The sequence below is a fragment of the Amycolatopsis sp. NPDC041971 genome (assembly GCF_055588925.1).
Genome location: NZ_JBVJCE010000006.1, coordinates 279,752 through 300,426, shown reverse-complemented (window position 1 = coordinate 300,426; position 20,675 = coordinate 279,752). Strand labels below are relative to the sequence as shown.

The 20,675-nt window shown below is 67.9% G+C and carries 23 protein-coding genes and 1 pseudogene; 10 read left to right on the top strand and 14 right to left on the bottom strand.

Features of this window, described 5'->3' with window-relative positions:
* Positions 1–78: 78 nt before the first annotated feature.
* Positions 79–981 (bottom strand): LysR family transcriptional regulator, encoded by a 903-nt coding sequence (locus ACZ6DT_RS15805; RefSeq protein WP_465594714.1) that lies wholly within the window; start codon positions 979–981, stop codon positions 79–81.
* A gap of 91 nt (positions 982–1,072) precedes the next feature.
* Between ACZ6DT_RS15805 and ACZ6DT_RS15800 the strand changes: the two genes are divergently transcribed.
* Both ACZ6DT_RS15800 and ACZ6DT_RS15795 read left to right on the top strand, forming a co-directional pair.
* Positions 1,073–1,960, top strand: coding sequence for an EamA family transporter (locus ACZ6DT_RS15800; protein ID WP_465594711.1), 888 nt, complete (start codon positions 1,073–1,075; stop codon positions 1,958–1,960).
* Entirely contained in the window at positions 1,957–2,577 is a 621-nt protein-coding gene (locus ACZ6DT_RS15795; protein WP_465594708.1) for an NAD(P)-dependent oxidoreductase, read from the top strand. The genes ACZ6DT_RS15800 and ACZ6DT_RS15795 overlap by 4 nt, the downstream gene beginning before the upstream one ends.
* 2 nt (positions 2,578–2,579) lie before the next feature.
* Here the strand turns inward: ACZ6DT_RS15795 and ACZ6DT_RS15790 are convergent, their stop codons facing one another.
* Positions 2,580–2,816: a hypothetical protein gene (locus tag ACZ6DT_RS15790; protein WP_465594704.1), complete on the bottom strand. Its 237-nt coding sequence runs from the start codon at positions 2,814–2,816 to the stop codon at positions 2,580–2,582.
* Between the two features lie 63 nt (positions 2,817–2,879).
* Here ACZ6DT_RS15790 and ACZ6DT_RS15785 point away from each other — a divergent pair, with 63 nt between their 5' ends.
* Both ACZ6DT_RS15785 and rraA read left to right on the top strand, forming a co-directional pair.
* Positions 2,880–3,479, top strand: a complete 600-nt coding sequence (locus tag ACZ6DT_RS15785; RefSeq protein WP_465594702.1) for a TetR/AcrR family transcriptional regulator — start codon at positions 2,880–2,882, stop codon at positions 3,477–3,479.
* A gap of 13 nt (positions 3,480–3,492) precedes the next feature.
* The gene (gene rraA, locus ACZ6DT_RS15780; RefSeq protein ID WP_465594699.1) at positions 3,493–3,978 is read left to right on the top strand and encodes a ribonuclease E activity regulator RraA; all 486 of its coding nucleotides are present in this window, start codon (positions 3,493–3,495) and stop codon (positions 3,976–3,978) included.
* A 6-nt stretch (positions 3,979–3,984) separates the two neighbouring features.
* On the opposite strand, the gene ACZ6DT_RS15775 is transcribed toward rraA, so the two are convergent.
* On the bottom strand, positions 3,985–4,878 hold the full coding sequence (locus ACZ6DT_RS15775; RefSeq protein ID WP_465594696.1) for an NADP-dependent oxidoreductase: 894 nt from the start codon (positions 4,876–4,878) through the stop codon (positions 3,985–3,987).
* Positions 4,879–4,948: 70 nt separating this feature from the next.
* Between ACZ6DT_RS15775 and ACZ6DT_RS15770 the strand changes: the two genes are divergently transcribed.
* A complete protein-coding gene (locus tag ACZ6DT_RS15770; protein ID WP_465594694.1) occupies positions 4,949–5,530 on the top strand; it encodes a TetR/AcrR family transcriptional regulator in 582 nt (193 codons plus the stop codon).
* Here ACZ6DT_RS15770 and ACZ6DT_RS15765 read toward each other — a convergent pair.
* The 4 genes from ACZ6DT_RS15765 to cmtR are packed head-to-tail and all read right to left on the bottom strand — an operon-like array spanning position 5,514 to position 7,599.
* Positions 5,514–5,957: an LppU/SCO3897 family protein gene (locus ACZ6DT_RS15765; protein WP_465594691.1), complete on the bottom strand. Its 444-nt coding sequence runs from the start codon at positions 5,955–5,957 to the stop codon at positions 5,514–5,516. The two genes, ACZ6DT_RS15770 and ACZ6DT_RS15765, sit on opposite strands and share 17 nt — an antisense overlap.
* Positions 5,958–6,000: 43 nt before the next feature.
* On the bottom strand, positions 6,001–6,612 hold the full coding sequence (locus ACZ6DT_RS15760) for a class I SAM-dependent methyltransferase (RefSeq protein WP_465594689.1): 612 nt from the start codon (positions 6,610–6,612) through the stop codon (positions 6,001–6,003).
* Positions 6,613–6,622: 10 nt separating this feature from the next.
* Positions 6,623–7,264, bottom strand: a complete 642-nt coding sequence (locus tag ACZ6DT_RS15755) for a cation efflux transmembrane domain-containing protein (RefSeq protein ID WP_465594686.1) — start codon at positions 7,262–7,264, stop codon at positions 6,623–6,625.
* A complete protein-coding gene (gene cmtR / locus ACZ6DT_RS15750; RefSeq protein ID WP_465594683.1) occupies positions 7,261–7,599 on the bottom strand; it encodes a Cd(II)/Pb(II)-sensing metalloregulatory transcriptional regulator CmtR in 339 nt (112 codons plus the stop codon). Before cmtR ends, ACZ6DT_RS15755 begins: the two co-directional genes overlap by 4 nt.
* 453 nt (positions 7,600–8,052) lie before the next feature.
* Between cmtR and ACZ6DT_RS15745 the strand changes: the two genes are divergently transcribed.
* From ACZ6DT_RS15745 to ACZ6DT_RS15730, 4 genes are read left to right on the top strand one after another with little or no spacing between them, the layout of a single operon-like run.
* Positions 8,053–9,474, top strand: coding sequence for a family 2B encapsulin nanocompartment shell protein (locus ACZ6DT_RS15745; RefSeq protein ID WP_465594680.1), 1,422 nt, complete (start codon positions 8,053–8,055; stop codon positions 9,472–9,474).
* Complete coding sequence (locus ACZ6DT_RS15740; protein WP_465594677.1) at positions 9,471–10,859, top strand: family 2B encapsulin nanocompartment shell protein; 1,389 nt, start codon at positions 9,471–9,473, stop codon at positions 10,857–10,859. Before ACZ6DT_RS15745 ends, ACZ6DT_RS15740 begins: the two co-directional genes overlap by 4 nt.
* 53 nt (positions 10,860–10,912) lie before the next feature.
* Positions 10,913–11,776, top strand: a complete 864-nt coding sequence (locus tag ACZ6DT_RS15735) for a geranyl diphosphate 2-C-methyltransferase (protein WP_465594674.1) — start codon at positions 10,913–10,915, stop codon at positions 11,774–11,776.
* Positions 11,777–11,801: 25 nt separating this feature from the next.
* Complete coding sequence (locus ACZ6DT_RS15730) at positions 11,802–12,941, top strand: family 2 encapsulin nanocompartment cargo protein terpene cyclase (protein WP_465594670.1); 1,140 nt, start codon at positions 11,802–11,804, stop codon at positions 12,939–12,941.
* A 66-nt stretch (positions 12,942–13,007) separates the two neighbouring features.
* Here ACZ6DT_RS15730 and ligA read toward each other — a convergent pair whose 3' ends face one another.
* Genes ligA through ACZ6DT_RS15715 form a run of 3 tightly spaced genes read right to left on the bottom strand, consistent with a single transcriptional unit; the run spans position 13,008 to position 16,455 of the window.
* The gene (gene ligA, locus ACZ6DT_RS15725; protein ID WP_465594667.1) at positions 13,008–14,999 is read right to left on the bottom strand and encodes an NAD-dependent DNA ligase LigA; all 1,992 of its coding nucleotides are present in this window, start codon (positions 14,997–14,999) and stop codon (positions 13,008–13,010) included.
* A 54-nt stretch (positions 15,000–15,053) separates the two neighbouring features.
* Entirely contained in the window at positions 15,054–16,151 is a 1,098-nt protein-coding gene (locus ACZ6DT_RS15720) for a calcium:cation antiporter (RefSeq protein ID WP_465594664.1), read from the bottom strand.
* 52 nt (positions 16,152–16,203) lie between these two features.
* Positions 16,204–16,455, bottom strand: coding sequence for a hypothetical protein (locus ACZ6DT_RS15715; protein ID WP_465594661.1), 252 nt, complete (start codon positions 16,453–16,455; stop codon positions 16,204–16,206).
* A gap of 282 nt (positions 16,456–16,737) precedes the next feature.
* Between ACZ6DT_RS15715 and ACZ6DT_RS15710 the strand changes: the two genes are divergently transcribed.
* Positions 16,738–17,232, top strand: a complete 495-nt coding sequence (locus tag ACZ6DT_RS15710; protein ID WP_465594658.1) for a hypothetical protein — start codon at positions 16,738–16,740, stop codon at positions 17,230–17,232.
* A gap of 64 nt (positions 17,233–17,296) precedes the next feature.
* On the opposite strand, the gene ACZ6DT_RS15705 is transcribed toward ACZ6DT_RS15710, so the two are convergent.
* The 4 genes and pseudogenes from ACZ6DT_RS15705 to ACZ6DT_RS15690 all read right to left on the bottom strand — a co-directional run.
* Positions 17,297–18,772, bottom strand: coding sequence for a chymotrypsin family serine protease (locus ACZ6DT_RS15705; RefSeq protein ID WP_465594655.1), 1,476 nt, complete (start codon positions 18,770–18,772; stop codon positions 17,297–17,299).
* A gap of 126 nt (positions 18,773–18,898) precedes the next feature.
* Positions 18,899–19,300 carry a hypothetical protein gene (locus ACZ6DT_RS15700; RefSeq protein ID WP_465594652.1) on the bottom strand — a complete coding sequence of 134 codons (402 nt, stop codon included), beginning with the start codon at positions 19,298–19,300 and terminating at the stop codon, positions 18,899–18,901.
* 530 nt (positions 19,301–19,830) lie between these two features.
* Positions 19,831–20,322 carry a DinB family protein gene (locus ACZ6DT_RS15695; protein ID WP_465594649.1) on the bottom strand — a complete coding sequence of 164 codons (492 nt, stop codon included), beginning with the start codon at positions 20,320–20,322 and terminating at the stop codon, positions 19,831–19,833.
* Positions 20,323–20,329: 7 nt separating this feature from the next.
* Positions 20,330–20,675 (bottom strand): annotated as a pseudogene (locus ACZ6DT_RS15690) (DUF2891 family protein); the annotation flags it as partial.

Genomic DNA, 20,675 nt, shown 5'->3' with positions numbered 1-20,675 from the left:
CGCCGGATCGCGGGACAGTGCGAGCCCCTCGTTCCGGGAGGTCCTCTTGGGGGGCTTTTGGTCCCCTCAAGGAGGCCTTCACGGAACGACACCGGTGACATCGTTGGCCTCACTTGCGACGCCTAGAACGGCTAGGAAAGCTTTCGCGGCCGGAGTGACCGTGAAGCGGTTCCAGACGAGATGCTCGATCCGTGCGGGCGCGTCCCGCACCGGCACGGTGACGACGTCGGTCAGGCTCGGTACGTACTTCGACGGCAGCAGCGCCACGCCCAGTCCCTGATGGATGAGCCGCGCCATGAAATCGGCGGCCGTCACCTCGAAGGCCACCTCCCGCGTGATCCCCGCCGCGGCGAAGGCCTGATCCGTCTGGGCCCGCCCCGCCGATCCCGCGGGGAAATCGACGAAGACCTCGGTCGAAAGCCGCTCCAAGTCCACTTCGGACTCGGCGGCGAGAGGATGCCCCGGCGCCACCACGGCGATGAGATCGTCGCGGCCCAGTTCGCGGGTACCGACACCGTGGGGCCGGTCGGACACCGGGAGGCCGAGGAACGCGACCTCGATCGCCCCGTCCTTGATCTGCTCCACCAGCTTTTCGCTCGCCCCGACCCGCAGCCCGATCCGGACGTGCGGGTACCGGCCGCGGAAGGTGTGCAGCGCGGCCGGGACGTCGACCGCCGCGACGGTCGGGATCACGCCGACGGTGAGCCGTCCGCGGATCTCGCCGACGGCCGCGGCGACCTCCGAACCGGCCCGTTCGGCGGCCTCGAGACATTGCCGGGCGGCGGGCAGGAACGCTTCGCCCGCGGCGGTGAGCCGCACTCGACGGCTCGTGCGCTCGAACAGCCGCGCGCCGAGTTCACGCTCCAGCCGCGCGATCTGGTGACTCAGTGCCGACTGCACGACCAGGCAGCGTTCCGCGGCGCGCGTGAAGCTGTTCGTCTCCGCCACCGCCAGGACGTACCGCATTTGCTGGAGCTCCATTGATCCATCTTGAATCACGATGGATCAAGTGACAAACATGTGTTGGACTCATCGATCGCTCGCGTCGAAGCTGAGAAGCGTGAAAACGCTGATGACCACACCCCTCGCCACCGGTCTCACCGGCACCGCGCTGACCGCTTTCGCTCCCATGGTCTGGGGAACGACCTATGTGGTCACCACCGAACTCCTCCCGCCGGGGCATCCGCTGTTCGCCGGGCTCATGCGCGCCCTGCCAGCGGGACTGATCGCACTGGCCATCACCCGCACCCTTCCGCGCGGCACCTGGTGGCTGAAGGCCGCGGCGCTCGGCGTCCTCAACATCGGGATGTTCTTCCCCCTGCTGTTCATCGCCGCCGAACGGCTGCCCGGCGGAGTCGCCGCCACTCTCGGCGCCGCCCAGCCGCTCCTCGTCGCGATCCTCGCCGTGGCGGTGCTGCGGCAGAGCCCGTCCGCGTGGCGGTTCGCCTGGGGGATCGTCGGGATCGCGGGGGTCGGCTTGGTCGTGATCGGCCCCGCGGCGGGCTTCGACCTCGTCGGCGTCATCGCCGGACTCGGTGGCGCCGGCACCATGGCGCTCGGTGTCACCCTCACCAAACGGTGGGGACGCCCCGCTGACGTCGGGCCGACCGCGTTCGCCTCGTGGCAGCTCACCGCGGGCGGGTTGTTCCTGATGCCGGTGACCTTCCTGTTCGAAGGCGCGCCGCCCGCCATCGGCCTGAACGCGGCCGTCGGTTATCTCTGGCTCGGCTTGATCGGCGGCCTGCTCGCCTACGTTCTGTGGTTCCGCGGCATCACGTCCCTGCCGGTCACCTCGGTCGCGGTCCTCGGCCTGCTGTCTCCGATGGTCGCCGCGGTGCTCGGCGCCGTGCTGCTCGGTCAGTCACTCGGCCCGGTCCAGCTCGCCGGTTTCGCCCTCGCCTTGGCCTCGATCGTGGCCGGCCAGATCACCCTGAAGCCCAAGAAGCAAGGCGTCCGATGAAGATCGCCGTTGTCGGAGCGTCGGGAATGGCAGGCTCGCGAATCGTCGCCGAGGCCGTTGCCCGCGGGCACCACGTGACGGCCGTCTTTCGCCGCACTCCACCGGAATCCCCGCATCCGGACGTCCACGTCGCGCGCGGCGACGTCACCGACGTCGGCCACATGAGCGCGGTTTTCGGGGGAGTCGACGCCATCGTGGGCGCGACGAGACCCGCGCCCGGGGCGGAAGACACAGTCGCCGCCACGGTAACGGCCCTGCTCGACGCCGCGGCGGGCACGCGTGTCCTGATCGTCGGCGGCGCCGGGCCGTTGCGGTCGCCGGCCGGCGGGCTCGTGATCGACGACCCGGCGTTCGTGCCGCCGGCGTGGCGGACCATCGCCTCGGCCAGCACGAGCCAACTCCAAGCATGCGAAGCGCACACGAGCGACTGGGTGTACCTCAGTCCGCCCGCGATGCTCGAGCCCGGTGTCCGGACCGGCGCCTACCGGCGGGGGACGACGACCATCCTCACCGCGGAGGACGGCTCGTCCGGGATTTCGGCGGAAGATCTCGCCGTCGCCATCGTGGACGAACTCGAGCATCCGGGCAGGGACCGGCATTTCACCGTCGGATACTGAGGCTACAGCCGCCATTTCAGCTCGGGCGGGTCGCCTGGCGAGGGTGTCTCCGGACTCCGTTCGGCCTCGATCTGGATCTCGATGTTGGTCTTGTGCGAGATCGGGTCCCAGATCTCCTCGATCGGCGCCAACAGCGACTGGCTGACGCCTGCCCGGCGGGCACGCGCCGCGTACCACGCGAACCCGGCCAGGAACAGCGGAAGGCTGAGAAACGCGGCCACGGGTGCCAGGAAGTCCATACGCCGGACGATACAGTAACGTCGTGCATCCAGAAACGTTCTGTTACTGAAATCGGGCGGGCGATGACCAGGCTGACACGGGCCGAACAGCAGCGGCGCACCCACGAACACCTGCTGGAGGCCGGGCGGCAGGTCTTCTTGCGGAGCGGCTTCCTGGCGGCGACGGTCGAGGAGATCGCGGCCGATGCCGGATACACCCGTGGCGCCGTCTACAAGCACTTCGGCGGCAAGGAAGGGCTGTGGCTGGCGATCATCGAAGCCGGTGCGGAAGGCCACCTCGATGAGCTGCGGAAGACCCTCGCCCTCGCCGCCGGCCGTGACGACGTGATCGCGGCTCTGGCCCCCGTCAACGTGGTGGACAAGGATGCCGTCAAGTGGAGCGCAGCCGCCGCGGAAGTGCTCGCCGCGACGGCGCAGCAGCCCGAAACCGCCGCCCTCGTCGCCGCCATCCAGCAGCGTCACGACGACGAGGTCGTCGCCCTGCTCGGCGAACATACGAAGCGGCTCCACCTCGAACCGAGGATGCCACTTCATGAAGCCGTTGTGATGCTGGGTGCTCTGGGCATCGGTCTCGCCCTGCGTCAGGCGGTCGCGCCGGCCGCCGACCCCGCCGCCATCCTGACCCATGTGCTGGACTCGGTGTTCCCACCCGAGACGACGTGAGAAACTCGGGCGCGTGATCGATTCCTTCACTACCGCCGACCTCGTCGACGAACACGGCGACCGGTTGCGCGTCTGCGACACCCAGTTCCGCCAGTTCGGCGGGCGCCGGAAGTTTTCGGGCCCGATCCGGACCGTCTCCTGCCACGAGGACAACGGCCTGGTCAAGAAACTGCTGGCCACTCCCGGCGACGGCAGCGTCCTGGTGGTCGACGGCGGCGGCTCGCTGCACAGCGCGCTGACCGGCGACATGATCGCGAAATCCGCCGTGGACAACGGCTGGGCGGGCGTCGTCGTCAACGGCGCGGTACGCGACAGCGCCGAGCTCGCCGGGCTCCCGCTCGGGGTGAAGGCACTCGGCACCAACCCGCGCAAGAGTTCCAAGGCGGGCGTTGGCGCTGTCGACGTCCCGGTCGGTTTCGGGGGAGTGACCTTCACTCCCGGCGACACGCTCTACGCCGATGACGACGGCGTCGTGGTCCTGCCCGCGAGCATCGCCTGAACCGGCTCAGACGACGATGACCCGGCGGCCGCGGGTGTGCCCGGCGTGGCTGTCGACGTGGGCCGCCGCGGCATCGGCGAGTGAGTAGGTCTTCTCGACCGGGATGTGCAGCTTGCCCCGCGAGATGAGGTCGACGGCTTCGGCCAGCGCGTCCGGCACGCTCCCGGCCACCCCCGAGAACCGGACGCCGAGCTGGGGCGCGCTGAGATCGGCGATGGTGAGCACCTTGTCCGGATTCCCGGTCAGCTCGACCAGTTCGGCGATCACGCCCGACCCCGCCAGGTCGAGAGCCGCGTCGACCCGGCCGAGCCGCCGCACCCGCTCCGCCCAGCCTTCGCCGTAGGTCGTGGCGGCCGCACCCAGACCGCGCAGATAGTCCTGGTTCGCCGCGCCCGCCGTGCCGATCACCGCTATGCCGCGCTCGCGGGCGATCTGCAGCACCGCCGAACCGACTCCGCCGGACGCGCCACTGACCAGCAGCGTCTCGCCGGTTCGCACGCCGACTTCGCGGATGAGGCGCAACGCGGTCTCGACCACGGAGGGGTATCCGGCGGCCTCTTCGAACGTCAGTCCCTCGGGCATCACGGCCCAGGCCGTCAGCACCGCGAACTCCGCATAGGTGTCCGAACCCTCGCCGAACACCGAGTCGCCGACCTCGACACCGGCCACATCCTCGCCGACCTCGTCCACCACGCCGGCGGCGTCCAGGCCCACGCCGGACGGCAGCACGGTCGGATGAGCACCGAGGACCTGCCCTTCACGCACCCGCCAGTCGACCGGGTTCACTCCCGCCGCCCGCACGGCGACGCGCACTTGACCGGGGCCCGCGTGCGGATCGTCGGCCTCAACGAGCTGCAGGACTTCCGGACCGCCGAACTCGGTAAAGATCACTTTCTTCATGTCAACGACCGTAGCACTAACGGTTAGTGTTTTGGAACCGTTATCGTTTTGGATCTGATAGCGTCGCCGCATGACCGTGCCGACCGGCCGTCGTGAGCGAAAGAAGGCCGCGACCCGCCAGAAGATCGCCGAGACCGCTCTCCGGCTTTTCTTGGAACGCGGATACGACGCGGTGGGCATCCGTGAGGTGGCCGCGGAGGCCGACGTCGCCGTCACCACGCTCTTCTCCCACTTCGCCTCGAAAGAGGCCCTGTTGTTCGAGCAGGACGCGGACTTCGAGCAAGGTCTCACGCGGGCGGTCACCGAACGGGCCCCGCACGAACCGCTCATTCCCGCATTGCGCCGCGAGATCCACGCGATGGTGTGGCATTGCACGGCGGACGGCGCCGCCCCGATCCGGCGCATGATCGACGAAACGCCGGCGTTGCGGGAGTACGAGGACTCGATGAGGCTGCGTCACGCCGAATCCCTGGCGACGGCCATCGCGGCCGATCCGGACCTGTCCCGCTCGACGACGGCCTGCCGCACGATCGCGCGGTTCGTGATCGACGCCTATTCCATCGGCAGGGAGGCGGCCGATCCCAAGGCCGCGGTGGACGAGATCTTCCGGATGATCGAAGCGGCTTGGGAAATCGTCAGCCCTTCGGCATGAGGCAGAGTTCCCTGGACTGTCCCGATTCGAAGTCGTAGACGACGGGATTGCCGTACTCGTAGCCGGGTACGGAGTTGCATTCCGAGCCGGACTGGGACGGAAGCTGTGCGATCACCGAGTAGTTGGCCGTGCTGTCCGAACAGTGGACTCGCACGGCGCTGGCGCTGAACTTGCCGTTGCTGCCGGCGTCCTCGTCGGCCGAGATGCAGTCTCCGGCCTGCGCGGAGAACGGGTCGGGATCGACCTCGGGGATGACCTCGGGGACGCTGCCACCGGTGGTGATCGCCACGGTCACCGCGATCGCGCCGCCGGTGACGACGAGCGCCGCGGCCGCTATTCCGGCGATCAGTCCGGTCTTGGGTGCCTTCTTCGGCGGCGCGACGGGGTAATGCCGCCAGATGGGCGACTGCTGCTGAGGGTGGGTCACGTCACCAGGATCGGCCGCGCCGATGAAATTCCGATGACACGGTTCACTTGCGGGCGACGAGCCGTTCCACCAGCCCGAGTTTGAACCGCTCCCGGTATCGCACGGTCAGGCCGAGGCCGTTGATCTTGTCGTGCGGGCGCCGGAGGAAGTGCTCGCCCGCCATCGGCACAGTGATCCTCTCGGCGAGCCACTGCAGGCCGCGGACGGCGCGCGACGAACTCGCGATGTGGTCGAGCAGGATGAGCCTGCCACCCGGCCGGAGGACCCTGGCCATCTCCCGCAACGCCTTGCCGTCGTCGGGGATGGCGCACAGCCCGAGCGTGCAGACCACGGTGTCGAACGAATCGGCGTCGAAGGGCAGGTCGTGTGCGTCGGCCCGCCGCAGCGTCACGGGATGGCCGAGACGTTCGGCGCGGCCGCGGGCGATGGTGAGCATGCCGTCACTGAGGTCGACGCCGGTGAGCGTGACGCCTTCGGGATAGAGCGGCAGGTTCAGACCGGTCCCGACGGCGACCTCGAGGACGTCGCCGGTGGCCTGGCCGCAGGCCCACGCGCGGGAATCGCCGAAGAGTTTCCGGTCCAGGAACTGCATCTCCCGGTCGTAGTTCTGGGATTTGCCGTCCCAGTAGCGGTTCCATCGTGCGGGCCGGGTCATGACGCTCCTGTCAGCAGCAGTGCTCGCCGCGCCAGGCCTCGCGGCCTTCCTTGATCGCGACGGCGGCGATGACGAGCGCGACCAGCGGATCGGCCCAGTACCAGCCGAAGAGGCTGTTGAGCAGCAACCCGATGAGCAGCACACCGGAAAGATAAGTACAGAGCAAGGTCTGCTTCGAGTCGGCGACCGCGCTCGCGGAACCGAGTTCTCGCCCGGCGCGACGCTGGGCGTAGGACAAGAAAGGCATCACGAGCAGCGAGATCGCCGCCAGCACGATGCCGACGGGGGAGTGCTCGGCGTGGTCGGCGCCGAACAGGGTGCGTACCGATTCGACGGAGACGTAGGCGGCCAGCGCGAAGAACGACACCGCGATGACCTTGAGGGCGGTGCGTTCGCGGGCTTCGGGGTCCTCACCGGAGAACTGCCAGGCGACGGCCGTGGCGGACGCGACTTCGATGATCGAGTCCAGGCCGAAGCCGATCAGGGCGGTCGAGGAGGCGATGGTGCCCGCGGAGATCGCGACGACCGCCTCGATGACGTTGTAGGTGATCGTCGCGGCGACCAGGAGCCGGACCCGGCGCGACAACACGACACGGCGATCCGCGTCCACTGTGGACCTCGTGGCGCAGCAGCCGTCCGCGCAGGAACTCATCGGAGCATCCGAAGGCCGGCGTCGTCCACGCAGGGCTCGGCGGTGTCGACGGCGAGTACGACCTGGACCAGTTCCCGCAGCGCGCGGGCCAGATGCGCGTCCGCCAGCGAGTATCGGACCTGCCTGCCTTCGTAGGTGGCCACGACCAGTCCGCAGCCCCGCAGGCAGGCGAGGTGGTTCGACACGTTCGAGCGGCTCAAGCCGAGCTCGTCGGCCAGCCGGCCGGGATAACTCACTCCGTCGAGCAGGGCGACCAGGATCCGGCAGCGGTTCGGGTCGGCCAGGGCACGGCCGAGCCGGGCGAGCGCGGCGCCCTGAGTCTCACATGTCAGCACGGAAAGGACAGTACAGTCACCGCTGACATGTGGGCAAGGGGCTGAACCGTGACACGACCGAGTGTCCGGACGCGACCCTGTGTTTCGTCGCTGTCCGTCGATTCGTCGTCGAACACGGGCGCGGAGGCGACCCGAAAGAGTCCGGCGCGTCCACTCCAACGGCCGCATCCCGCGTACACCCGGGAGTTCCGACGCGGCTTCGCATAACACCTCAGAACAAACTCTGGACCGATTGCATGGCGGTTTGAAGCGTCGAGTAACGTCGGAAAAGCCTTTCATGTGCAATGGGAAAATCGGCATTCGGGTGGCCTTGCCGCATTACCTGAAAGTGCGCTTGTGCGGGAAAAACCCCTTGCTATGTTGATCCTGCGGGGCCGCACTTCGGGGTAGGACCGGCACGCCGCGACTTGTGGTTCTTGTTCGTTCGCACACTATCGAAGGGTGGACCTTGCTGTGACCGTGACCGAATCGGGCACTTCCGCCGAAGGTGTCCAGAGGCCGGAAAATCCGCAGCTGAGTTTGGGCCGCGCCGCCGCGCGCAACCTGGCGACGACGACCAAAACCGTTCCGCAGATGCAGGGAATTTCGTCCCGCTGGCTGCTGAAGACGCTCGAATGGGTTCAGGTGAACGGTGGCGCCTACCGGGTCAACCGGCGGCTCAATTACGCGGTCGGCGACGGACGGGTGACCTTCTCGAAAGCGGGCACCGAGGTGAGCGTGATCCCGGCGGAGCTGGGAGAACTGAAGCCGCTCAAGGGGTACGACGACGAAGAAGTACTCACCGAACTCGCCCGCCGCTTCGAACAGCGAGAGGTGGCGGCGGGCGACGTGCTCGTCGAATTCGGCCACCGGGCCGATCGGGTCTATCTCATCGCGCACGGCAAGATCACGAAGACCGGCCCCGGCCCATACGGTGACGACACCGCGCTGGGCGTGGTCAAGGACGGCGACTACTTCGGCGCGCAGGCCCTCGTCGCCGACGACGGCATCTGGGAGTTCACCGCCAAGGCGGCCACCGCCTGCACCGTGCTCACGTTGGCCCGCCAGGACTTCGAACGTGTACTGGAACAGTCCGAATCGCTGCAGGCGCAGATCGATCGGGCTACGCAGGACTCCGGACGTGCCAACGACTTCGGCGAGGCCGAGATCGACATCTCGTCCGGGCACGACGGCGAGCCGTTGCTGCCGGGCACGTTCGTCGACTACGAGACCTCGCCGCGCGAATACGAATTGAGCGTCGCTCAAACCGTGCTTCGGATCCACAGCCGCGTTTCCGATCTCTACAACCATCCGATGGACCAGACCGAGCAGCAGTTGCGTCTGACCATCGAGGCGCTGCGCGAGCGCCAAGAGTACGAAATGATCAACAACTCGGACTTCGGCCTGCTCCACAACGCCGACTTCACCCAGCGCATCGCGACGCGCACCGGTCCGCCCACTCCGGACGACTTCGACGACCTGCTCGCCCTGGTGTGGAAGGAGCCCGGCTTCTTCCTCGCGCATCCGCGCACGATCGCCGCGTTCAGTCGCGAATGCAGCAAACGCGGCATCTACCCGACCGGGGTCGATCTCGGCGGGCACAAGGTGCCGTCCTGGCGCGGAGTCCCGATCCTGCCGTGCAACAAGATCCCGGTGAGCCAGACCAGCACCAGCTCCGTGCTCTTGATGCGCACCGGCGAGAAGAACCAGGGCGTGGTCGGCCTGCGTCAGATCGGCCTGCCGGACGAATACGAGCCCGGGCTGAACGTCCGGTTCATGGGCATCTCGGAACAGGCGATCATCTCCTACCTGGTCAGCACCTACTACTCCGCCGCCGTGCTCGTGCCGGACGCGCTCGCCGTCCTCGAAGCCGCCGAACTCGGCCGCGAAGGATGACCACCACGACGCCGGAGGCCGACCGGCGGCTCAGTCTCGGCCCCGCCGCCGCGCGGAACCTGGCGACGACCACCAAAACGCGGCCGCAGATGCAGAGCATCACGCCGCGGTGGCTGCTGAAGATGTTGCCCTGGGTCGAAGCGAACGGCGGCACGTACCGGGTCAACCGGCGGCTGACCTACGCCATCGGTGACGGGCGGGTGAGCTTCACCAACGTCGGCACCGAGGTTCGGGTCGTCCCGCGGGAACTCGCGGAATTGGCGCTGCTGCGCGGTTTCGATGACGAGGACACCCTCACCGCGCTCGCCGACCGGTTCGTGCAGCACGAGTACCTGCCCGGCGAGACCATCGTCAGCCACGGTTCACCGCTCGACGCGGTCGTTTTGGTCGCGCACGGCAAGGTCGCCAAGGTGGCGCCGGGTGAGTACGGCGTCGAAGCCGCCATCGGGAGCATGGCCGACGGCGACCACTTCGGTGACGAAATGCTCGCCGGCATCGACCGGAACTGGCCGTTCACCATCAAGGCCGTCACCCCGGTCATCGTGCTGACCCTGCGCGCCGACGACTTCGCCGACCTCAACGGCCGCTCCGAGGCGATGCGACGCCACGTGCAGGACCTGCTGGCGCACCAGGGAAAGCCGCAGAACGCCAAGGGTGAGGCCGAGATCGGGATGTCGTCAGGGCACGACGGCGAGCCACTGCTGCCGGGTACGTTCGTCGACTACGAGATCTCGCCACGCGAGTACGACCTGGCCGTCGCGCAGACCGCGTTGCGGGTGCACACGCGGGTGACCGATCTCTACAACGGGCCGATGGACCAGTTCGACGAGCAGCTGCGGCTGACCGTGTCTGCGCTGCGGGAGCGGCAGGAGCACGACCTGATCAACAACCACGAGTTCGGGCTGCTGCACAACGCAGACCTCAAATCGCGGTTCCAGACCCGGTCGGGCCCGCCGACACCGGACGACATGGACGAACTCGTCAGCCGTCGCCGCAAGACGAAGTTCTTCCTCGCCCATCCGCGCGCGATCGCCGCGTTCGGCAGGGAATGCACGCGCCGCAGCCTGTACCCGGAAGGCACCACGGTCGACGGCAAGGTGGTCAACGCGTGGCGCGGGGTCCCGATCCTGCCTTGCGACAAGATCCCGGTCACCGACAGCGGCACGTCGTCGATCCTCGCCATGCGGACCGGCGTGGAGGACAACGGCGTGATCGGGCTGCATCAGACCGGTCTCCCCGACGAGTACGAGCCTGGCCTGAACGTGCGCTTCGAGGGCATCAACGAACAGGCTGTCGCCAACTACCTGGTCAGCGCCTACTACTCCGCCGCCGTGCTCGTTCCCGACGCGCTCGGTGTCCTGGAGAACGTCGAGGTCGCGCGGTGACGCCCCGGCCGGTGACCACGACGAACAACAAAGCTCCAGAGAGGACCCCCCACGTGACCATCGCCCGTACCTCCGCTCCCGCAAAGGTGCTGCGCACCGAGTACCAGAAATCGGTGGCGTCGTACTGGAACAAGGAGAAGGACCCGGTCAACCTGCGTCTGGGCGATGTGGACGGGCTCTATCACCACCACTACGGGATCGGCGAGGTCGACTGGTCGGTGCTGGAAGGCCCCGAGAACACCCGTGACGAGCGGATCATCGCCGAGATGCACCGCCTGGAGACCGCGCAGGCGGACGTCCTGCTCGACCACCTCGGCGACGTCGGACCGGACGACCGGCTCCTCGACGCCGGCTGCGGGCGCGGTGGGACCAGCATCATGGCGAACGCGCGGTTCGGCTGCCACGTCGACGGGATCTCGATCTCGGAGAAGCAGGTCGAGTTCGCCAATCACCAGGCGAAAATCAGGGGCGTCGCCGACCGAGTGCGCTACCACTTCCGCAACATGCTCGACACCGGCTTCGAAACCGGTTCGCGCAAGGCGATCTGGAACAACGAAAGCACGATGTACGTGGACCTCTACGAGCTCTTCGCGGAGCACGCGCGACAGCTGGAATTCGGCGGGCGCTACGTCACCATCACCGGCTGCTACAACGACGTGACCGGTGGCCGGTCGAAGGCCGTCGCGCAGATCGACCAGCACTACACCTGCAACATCCATCCGCGCAGTCAGTACTTCAAGGCCATGACGGCCAACGACCTGGTGCCGATCTCGGTGGTGGACCTGACGCCGGACACGATCCCGTACTGGGAACTGCGGGCGAAGTCGTCGGTGGCCACCGGGATCGAAGGCCCGTTCCTGGACGCCTATCGCGAAGGCAGCTTCCACTACCTGCTGATCGCCGCGGACCGCGTCTGATCCGGCGAGACCATCGGAGTAAGCGATGACCGAACAGGGTGCGCTCGGCACACTACTGGCCGGTCCGAGCGGACTGGGCACGTCAGCCGCTCGGCTGGCGGCCCGGCTGGCCGCTGTTCCTCCGGCGGTGGCGGAAACTCCGCCGCCGGAGGAACCCGCTCTCGACCCGGCGTACGCGTACCGACCGTGGGGCGACGGGTCCGCGCCGCCGTTGTACTGCCCCGTCACCGAACGCATCAACGATCCGCTCGCCGACGAGGTCGACAGGCGCCTGATCCAGTGGGCGGGGGAGTGCGGGTTCGGCGGGGAGGAGTGCGAGCAGATCGGGAAAGCGGGTTTCGGCAGGCTCGTCATGCTCGCCCACCCGGACTGCGAGGATCCCGACAGGCTGCTGATCTCCGCGCGGCTCAACGCCGCGTGGTGGGCGGCCGACGACCTCTACGCCGATGACACGTCGCTCGGCGCCGTGCCGGCGGAGCTGCCACCGAAGCTCGCGCTCGCGATGGCCGCCATGGACCCGGTGCCGTCGCTGGGCGAATTCAGCCGCGACCTCGACGAAACGCTGCGAAACGACCGGGTTCTGGTGGCCCTCGCCTCGGGGATGGACTTCCTGCGGCAAGCCGGGACCGCCGCGCAGGTCCAACGTGTCTGCTATTCGACCTTCGCGATGTTCGTGAGCTGGACCGCGTACGCGGCATGGCGTCACAGCGGGAAATACCCGCCCGCCTGGGAGTACCTCGCGGCCCGGCAGCACGACAGCTTCTACACGTCGATGACGTTGATCGACGTCCTCGGCAGCTACGAACTGACGTCGAACCTCTACTACGACACGCGGGTCCGTGAGGCGGCGATCCAAGCGGGCACGGCGGCCGTGCTCGTCAACGACGTGCACTCGGTCGCCAAGGATCTCGAGGACGAGTCGCCGCCCTGCAACGCGGTCCTGCTGATCGCCGACGACCGGAAATGCTCGATCGAAGAGGCCACGGCGATCACCGTCGGACTGCACAACGACATCGTCCAGGACTTCCGAGCGGCGCACGAGAGGCTGAGCGCGGTGCCTTCCCTCGAACTGCAACGGTTCTTACGCGGGCTGCGGGGATGGATGGGCGGCGGTTTCGAATGGCACTCGACGAGTCCGCGGTACCGGACGAAGCCCCGCGTTTAGTCCTCTGGATGCGGAAGTTCGCGACACGAACTACCGCATCCAGAGGACTGAATGCGGAAGAGAGGGCTAAACGACCCCGGCCTCGATCAACTGCTGCCAGATCACGCCCTGGTCCACGACCTCGACTTCAAGCTTTTCGGCCTTCGTCAGCTTGCTCGCCCCGACGTCGGCGCCGGTGATGAGCAGGTCCGTGTTCGCCGAGACCGACGACGCGATGGTCGCGCCCGCCTTTTCGCACAGGCGCTGGAAGGTGGGGCGCGGCACCTTCTCGCCGGAACGGGGGTTGCTGATCGATCCGGTGACCACGACCGTCTTGCCCGCCAGCGGCGCGCCGGTCGCGACGACCGGCGGAAGGTCCTCCTCGCGCACGTCCAGCGAGACACCTGCCTCCCTCAGCCGCTCGAGTTCGGGACGCAGCCGCGTGAGGTGCTCGATCAGGGAAGCGGCGACCTTCGGGCCGATATCCTCCACGGCGACGAGACCCTCTTCGCCCGCGTCGGCGACGTCTTCCAGCGAACCGAATCCCGCCCGGCACAGCCGCGCGGCGGTGCCTTCGGAGGCCATCGGGATCGCCAGCCCGATCAACGCCCGGCGCAGGCCGACGGCGCGGCTCTTGTCGATGGACTCGATCATGCGGGTGGCGGAGATCTCGCCGATGCGGTCGAACTCCAGCAGTGTTTCCTTCGTGAGCCGGTAGAAGTCCGACGGGTGTTCGAGAATCCCGGCCTCGGCGAGCCGCTCGATCCAGACCCCGCCGATCGCGTCGATGTCCGCGGCCGCGCGCGACGCCCAGTGGATCAGCCGCCGGACGGTCTGCGCGGGACAGGCGACGTTGGTACAGAACAGTTCCCGGCTGTTGCCCTGTTCGGTCAACGGTTCTTCACACGACGGGCACACCGACGGCGGCACGATCTCCCGCTCCTCGCCCGTGCGCTTCGAGGCGTCGAGGACACCCGCCACGAACGGAATCACGTCACCGGCGCGGCGCACCAGCACGGTGTCGCCGATCTTGATACCGCGGGCGCGGATGACCTCCTGGTTGGCCAGTGTCGCCCGGGTGACGGTGGTTCCGCCGACGAACACCGGCTCCAGCCACGCGACGGGCGCGATCTTGCCGGTCTTGCCGACATCCCAGACCACGTCGGCGAGCACCGTGGTCTTCTCCTCGGCGGCGAATTTGAACGCCAGCGCGCCGCGCGGTGAGCTGGACCGGGTTCCGGCGGCCGCGTAGGCGTCGCGATCGGCCAGGCGCAGCACGGCGCCGTCGAGGTCGTAGTCGAGGTTGTTGCGCTGCTGCTCGATGGTCGTGATGACGGCCTGCGCCGCTTCCGCGTCCTCGCAGCGCCGCATGTCGGCGGCGGCGAATCCGAGCGTCCTCAGCGCGCCGTCGAGATCCGTTTCCGCGCTGTCGGGTTCCGTGGAGAGGTCGAAGGCGAAGAACTGGAGGCGCCGCTCGGCGACGGTGGCCGGATCCTTGGCACGCAGCGTTCCCGCGGCGGCGTTCCGCGGGTTGATCAGCGGTTTGTCCGGGTGCACCTTGTTGTAGGCGGCGAAAGTGGAACGCAGCATGACGGCCTCGCCGCGGACCTCGACCCGGCCGGGCGCGTCGACCTTGTCCGGGACGCCGTCGGTCAGCGCCCGCACCAGCATGGTCACGTCGTCGCCCATGGTCCCGTCGCCCCGGGTGACGGCCCTGGCGAGCCGCCCGTTCTCGTAGACCAGGGCCAGCGACAGGCCGTCGAGCTTGGGCATCACGACCACCGGCTGCCCGGGGAAGCGGGTGAAGAACGCCGCCACCTGCTCGGGCTTGGTCGCCTTCTCCAGCGACAACATCGGGCGCGAGTGCCGGATGGGCGCGTGCAGGATGGCGGGCGCGCCGACCTGGTCGAGCGGGTTCGGGTCCGGGGTCAGCTCGGGGTTGGCCTCGATGAGGCCGCGCAATTCGTCTTCGATCGCGTCGTAGTCGGCGTCGGCCACCTTCGGGGAGCCCCGGTAGTAGGCGTCGCGAAGGACGACGATCTGATCGGCGAGTTCTTGGATGCGGTCCCGAGCGTTCACCGGGCTGAGATTACCCGCGACCACCGACAGAACACCGTCCGAAGAGGACTCGTGTCACGGATTGATGGCGAGGACCAGGAACGAGGCCAGCAGAACCAGGTGCACCCCGCCTTGCAACCGGGTCGCGCGGCCGGGGACGACGGTGAGCACGCTGACCGCGACCGTCAGCGCAAGCAGCACGATGTGGGTCGCGCCGAGGCCCAGCAGCAGCGGCCCGTCCAGCCAGATCGACGCCAGCGCGATGGTCGGGATGGTGAGCCCGATGCTCGCGATCGCCGAACCGTAGGCGAGGTTGAGGCTGGTCTGCATCCGGTCGCGCCGGGCGGCCCTGGTCGCGGCCAGGGTTTCCGGCAGCAGGACCAGCATGGCGATCACGACGCCGACGAACGACTGCGGGAAGCCCGCGGCCTTGACGCCCGCTTCGATCGCGGGTGATTCGACCTTCGCCAGGCCGACGACGGCGACCAGTGCGATCAGCAGCAATCCGAGGCTGGTCAGCGCGGCCTTACTGGTCGGCGGTTCGGCGTGTTCCTCTTCCTTGACGGCGCCGTCGCTGTCGACCGGCAGGAAGAAGTCGCGGTGGCGCCCGGTCTGGGTGAGCACGAAAAGGCCGTAGAGCAGTAGTGAGGCGACAGCGGCGAAGGTCAGCTGCGTGCCGTTGAAGGCCGGGCCTGGGGTGCTGGTGGTGAACGTCGGCAGCACGAGACTGACGGTGGCGAGCGTCGCGACGGTGGCGAGGGCACCGCCGCTGCCTTCCGGGTTGAAATGCGTCTCACCGTAGCGGCGGGCGCCGACCAGGAGCGAAATGCCGGCGATGCCGTTCATCGTGATCATCACCGCGGCGAACACCGTGTCTCGGGCCAGTGTGCTGGTCTCGGGGCCGCCGGAGGACATCATCGTCACGATCAGCGCGACTTCGATCACCGTCACCGCGACCGCCAGCACCAGCGAGCCGAAGGGTTCCCCGACGCGATGCGCGACCACTTCGGCGTGGTGGACCGCGGCCAGCACGGTCCCGCCGAGCGCCAGCGCGACGACGATCACCGGCACCGGGCCCAGCTCGCGGCCCCAGCTCAGCGCCAGGACGACTATGGCGAGGACCGGCATGGCGGTGGTCCAGGACACGGGGAATCGTCTGCGCGAAGCGGCCATGCCGTCACCATCGCACACTCAGCGTGACATGGCGCGCCGCGATCCCAAGCGGTCAGGAGAGACGAGCGTCGGGGATCTCGACGGTGATCCGCGGGTCGGCGGCCACGATCCGCTGGAGCCGGAACCGGCAGAGGGTGTGGAACATCTCGCCCAGTTCCTCGGGGTCGATGCGTCCTTCGAGGTCGCGCTTGCTCGCGTTGAGCACCCGGCTGATCACGGTCTTGGGTACGCGGCCGACGAATTCACCCGTCAGCCAGACACCGATTTCGCCGATCTCGTCCGTGATCGTGCGCTGCGCGGTCATCAGCCTTACCCCTCTGCGTCGGAGTGTCACCGGAACTGCCCCGGCGACACTCCGACGTGCGACCAATACCCCCATGACGGGAAACCCGCGAGATTGGTCTGCTCGGCCTAACGCTCGTCGGTTGCACCGAACCGTGCAGCGGGCTCGAGTGATCTCCGGGGAAACCCCGATGTGATCGACATCCGGGTGTGTCAGCCTCGATGATGACCATTGTGGACAGTCGGAGAGGAGAGTTCACGCGTAGTGGCCCCAGCAAGGGATGAAGAAGTCGAACAGTGGACAGTGGAGTTGACGGCCCTCAGTGAGCTGTATCGGTCAGCGGAGACCGCGGGCTCGGCGAAGGCGGTGTCCCACGCCGGATGGCACACCGGGGCCCGGCTCCGGGCGGGCAGCGCGAACGGGCGGCTGCTGGCCTACAACGATTCGGGTGCCGAGGCGGAGTGCGTCTTCCGGGAGGGAGAGCGCACGCTGTTCAACATCATGAGCAGAGGGTATGGACGCGATACCGCCGAGCGCGGATTCGCGGTGTGGAGCAGCAGGCCGGGTGTGCTGGGAGCGATCGACGCCGGGGTGAGCCGCCTGGAGGTCACCGATGCCGACGGCGCCGTCGTCGAGGCCGACATCGTGGCTCATACCTTCGCCGTGGACGTCGACCTGGGGCCGGTGCCCCAGACGATCGACGAAGTGTTCGCGCCGTGGGAGCCGCCGGAGTTGACGGTCCGGGTGTACGGCGAGGGTGACTCGTTGCGGTACGAAGGTCCGTTGCTGACGACCTGAGCAAGTACGTGAAGGCTCCCTTCTTCGCGGCAAGCGAGGAAGGGAGCCTTCACGTATCGAGAGGTCAGCCGTTCGGAGTGGTGATCACCGCGAACTTCGATCCCTGGCTCGCGATCCGCTCGCTGAGATCGGTGGTTATCGTCTCGATCGGCGCGTAGTTGTTCAGCTCACCGGCCTGGCAGGGGCCCGACCGGGACTGCTGGTTGCCGACCAGGATGCCCAGCGCCGCGTGATCGGCCTGGCTGAACAGCGGTCCGCCGCTGTCGCCGGGACGGGCGCACAGATCGGTGTTGATGCCGACGTCCGTGGACAGGACACGACCGCAGCGGGTCCCGACGAGGTAGCCGGCGCCCGCGCCGCTGTCGACCGAATCGGGGTAGTTCACCGCGCTCGACGCGGTCCCCGAGGCGCAGACGATCCAGCCTGCCTTGATGTCGGCGAGCTTGTGCGCGCCGGTGATGTACTCGTCGACCGAGGTGGCCTGAGCGCCGCACGGGGTGTCACCGTTGCTGTCCATGCCGCCGTTGCGGCAGTACTTCAGCACCCGGTTACGACCGGTCTGACCTTCGAGCCAGTTCGTCGCCGCCGCGTCGTCGACGTACGGCAGGGCCGCGTAGTCGTACGGGTACGAGCTCTTCTCGATGCCGTGCTGCTGCAGCACATCGTTGCCGTTGTGCTGAGTCGGCGTGTTGTTGGTCTTCGTCCGCATGCAGTGTCCCGCGGTCAGCACCCAGCCCTTGCCGGGGAAACCGCCACCGGTGGACCGCAGGTTGAAACCGCTGGTGCAGCCGCCCCAGGTGCCGTTGTCCCGCTTCATGTCGAGCCGGATGCCGCCGCGCATCGGGCCGTAGCCGGTGCAGTAGAGCGGATGGCAGAACCCCAAGTCCACGTTCGAGGTGGAGAGTGCGTTCGGATTCGCCAGTACTCGCGAGACGACCATGCCGGATTCCGCCGCGGCGGCCTTGCGAGCGGTGTTCACTTCTGCGGTCACGACATCGCCCGCGGCGCGCATGACCGCCTTCTCCTGTGCCACCCAGCCGCGTTCCCACAGCACGACCCGGTTTTCGGATTCACTCACCGCCGGAAGGTAGACGGCTTCCGGCCCTGCGCCGACCTTCGCGGCGACGCGTTCCTTCGCCGCCGTGAGCTGCTTCAACGAATGCTGGACCCGTTGTGTGCGAACGCCGGCACGGGCGGGCATCCCCCGCAGATACGGTTCGGCGGCCGCGGGCTCGGTCATCGCCACGACCAGCTGCCCCTTGTCCTGATCGAGCCACATGCCGCCGTACTCGACGGCGCGATCGCGCCGCAGCAACCCGTCCAGCTTGACGCCGTCGGTCTGCAATTCCAGACGGCGGACCGCCTCTTGCTCGCTGACCTGGTAGTTCTCGACCAGGTATCGCACTGACTCCCGCACCGAAGCGGGGTCGAGCGTGGTGTGGAACGACTGCACGGTGCCTGCCGACGCCGGGCTGCCCAGTGCCGTGGCCGCTGCCAGCACCGAAACGGCCAGGGCCCCCAGTCTTCTAGCTGTCCGCACGAGATCTCCTCACATGTCGGGACTTCGCGATCATTTAACCGGAGGAAGCCGGACGGATGTGGAGAGTTTTCGACTATGCCGAAGCCCCGTGCCGGCGAGGTGACCGGCACGGGGCGGGGTTTCGGGCTACAGACTCGGCTCGTGCCGGTGGTTCCCTTGGCGGGCTTTGACAATCCATGCGCCGAAGAGGGTCAGGAGACCGACGAAGGTCCCTGCCGAAGCACCGATCTCCGGTGTGCTGATCTTGACGACGCCGACGACGATTCCGCCGCCGATCGTCAGCAGGAGACACATCCGCAATGTCGGGGCCCAGCCGGCGAGCACGGTCATCGCCAGGCAGAGCCAGCTGTCCCGGGTCTGCTCTTTGCGGTGGCGCCCGGGGTTTCTCAGGAGAGGCCGCGCCGCGCGGAGCATTTCCGCGGAGGTGGCGACCCGCCGGGCCGGCTTTTCGACGTGCTCGATGACGATCTTGACCCGTCGGGGCGGACCGTTGTCTGGTGTCTTCGCGTTATCAGGCTGTATGGTCACGGCTGTCCTGTCCTTGTTCTAGCGAGCGGGCGAATGGACATCCGCGTGGCCTCCTGTGACAGCAGGGGGCCACGCGTGCGTTACCGGTTCTTTACCGGTGCGGCTGAGAACATCTTGGCGAAAGCGGACTGTGACCGTTCAGTCGTACAGCGTGTGTCGCGCTGAACGGTATGCACGCGTCGCTCAACGGTCTGGGTGACTCCCAAAACTACTAAAAGTAGCGAGTGCCGCCGGATGGCCCAGCGTCGTCGAAAGTCCTCGACGGCCCGGAGGCTTGCCTTCTCGGTGTCGAGCGAGGTCATGGCGCGATCCGTCGCCGCACTGATCTTCGCAGGTGGAGCACCAAGTCTTCGTTGTTGTGCACGACGCCTTCGCACGGTGCGGAATGCTGATCGCACGAGCGGGTTGCGGCCAAATTCAGCCAAACCCGAGCATCCGTGCTCACGGTGGGTTCACTCGATCGGTCAGCCCACCACCCGATGTGACCTCACTCGGCTCACCAACAGCGCGTGACTACTCTGACCGGGTGGTCACCCTCCGGACAGGATCTGTTCGCGGAGGATGTCGCCGTGTCCGGCGTGCCGCGCGAAATCCTCGATCAGGAGCAGGTAGACGAACCGCAGGCTGACATCGCCGGCTCGGGGATGTGTCTTGATCTCGTCGAGGTCGAAGTCCGCGGCGATCACGCGGGAACGCGCGCCGGCCCGCTCGAACTCGGCGATCACTCCAGCCAACGTTTCATCGTCGCCGACGAAGAAACTGGCATCGCCCGGCGTCGTACCGCCGTCACATTCGTGCTCGGGCAGGCCGCCGAGGACGTGCTGGAACCAGAGCCGTTCGGCGACCGCGGCGTGTTTGAGCAGGCCGATCGGGGTGGTCTTGGACGCGACGAGCCGTCGACGGGAGTCGGCTTCGGACAACCCGCGCACCGTGTTGACCAGTTCGGCCCGATCGCGGTCGAGCATGGCCTCGAGTAGACGACGTTCGGCGCCGAGGGTGATTCGCGGGAACGACCAAGTCATCGTCGGCTCAACTGAGCAGCAGGAGTGCGTAGTAGGCCAGGAAGTGTTCGACCATGTATGCACCGCCGGTGGTCTGTGAAAGTGAGGCGTGGGTGTGCGCGTGCGTGGTCCCGAGTATGGCGGGGATCCGGTGGTCACCGTCGGGGAGGGTGCGCGCGAGACGGTGCCGGCACCAGGCGCGGTGCAGATTGAGGCCGTGCAGATGGGCGATCTGCCCGTCGGAGGGATCGGTCACGGTCGCCGGGGTGAACAGCGTCGTGGGTTTCCGCTCGGCCGTGCCGGTGGGGGGGGGGGGGGGGGGGGGGGGGGGGGGGGGGGGGGGGAGGAGAGAACACGAGCAGACACAGAACAAC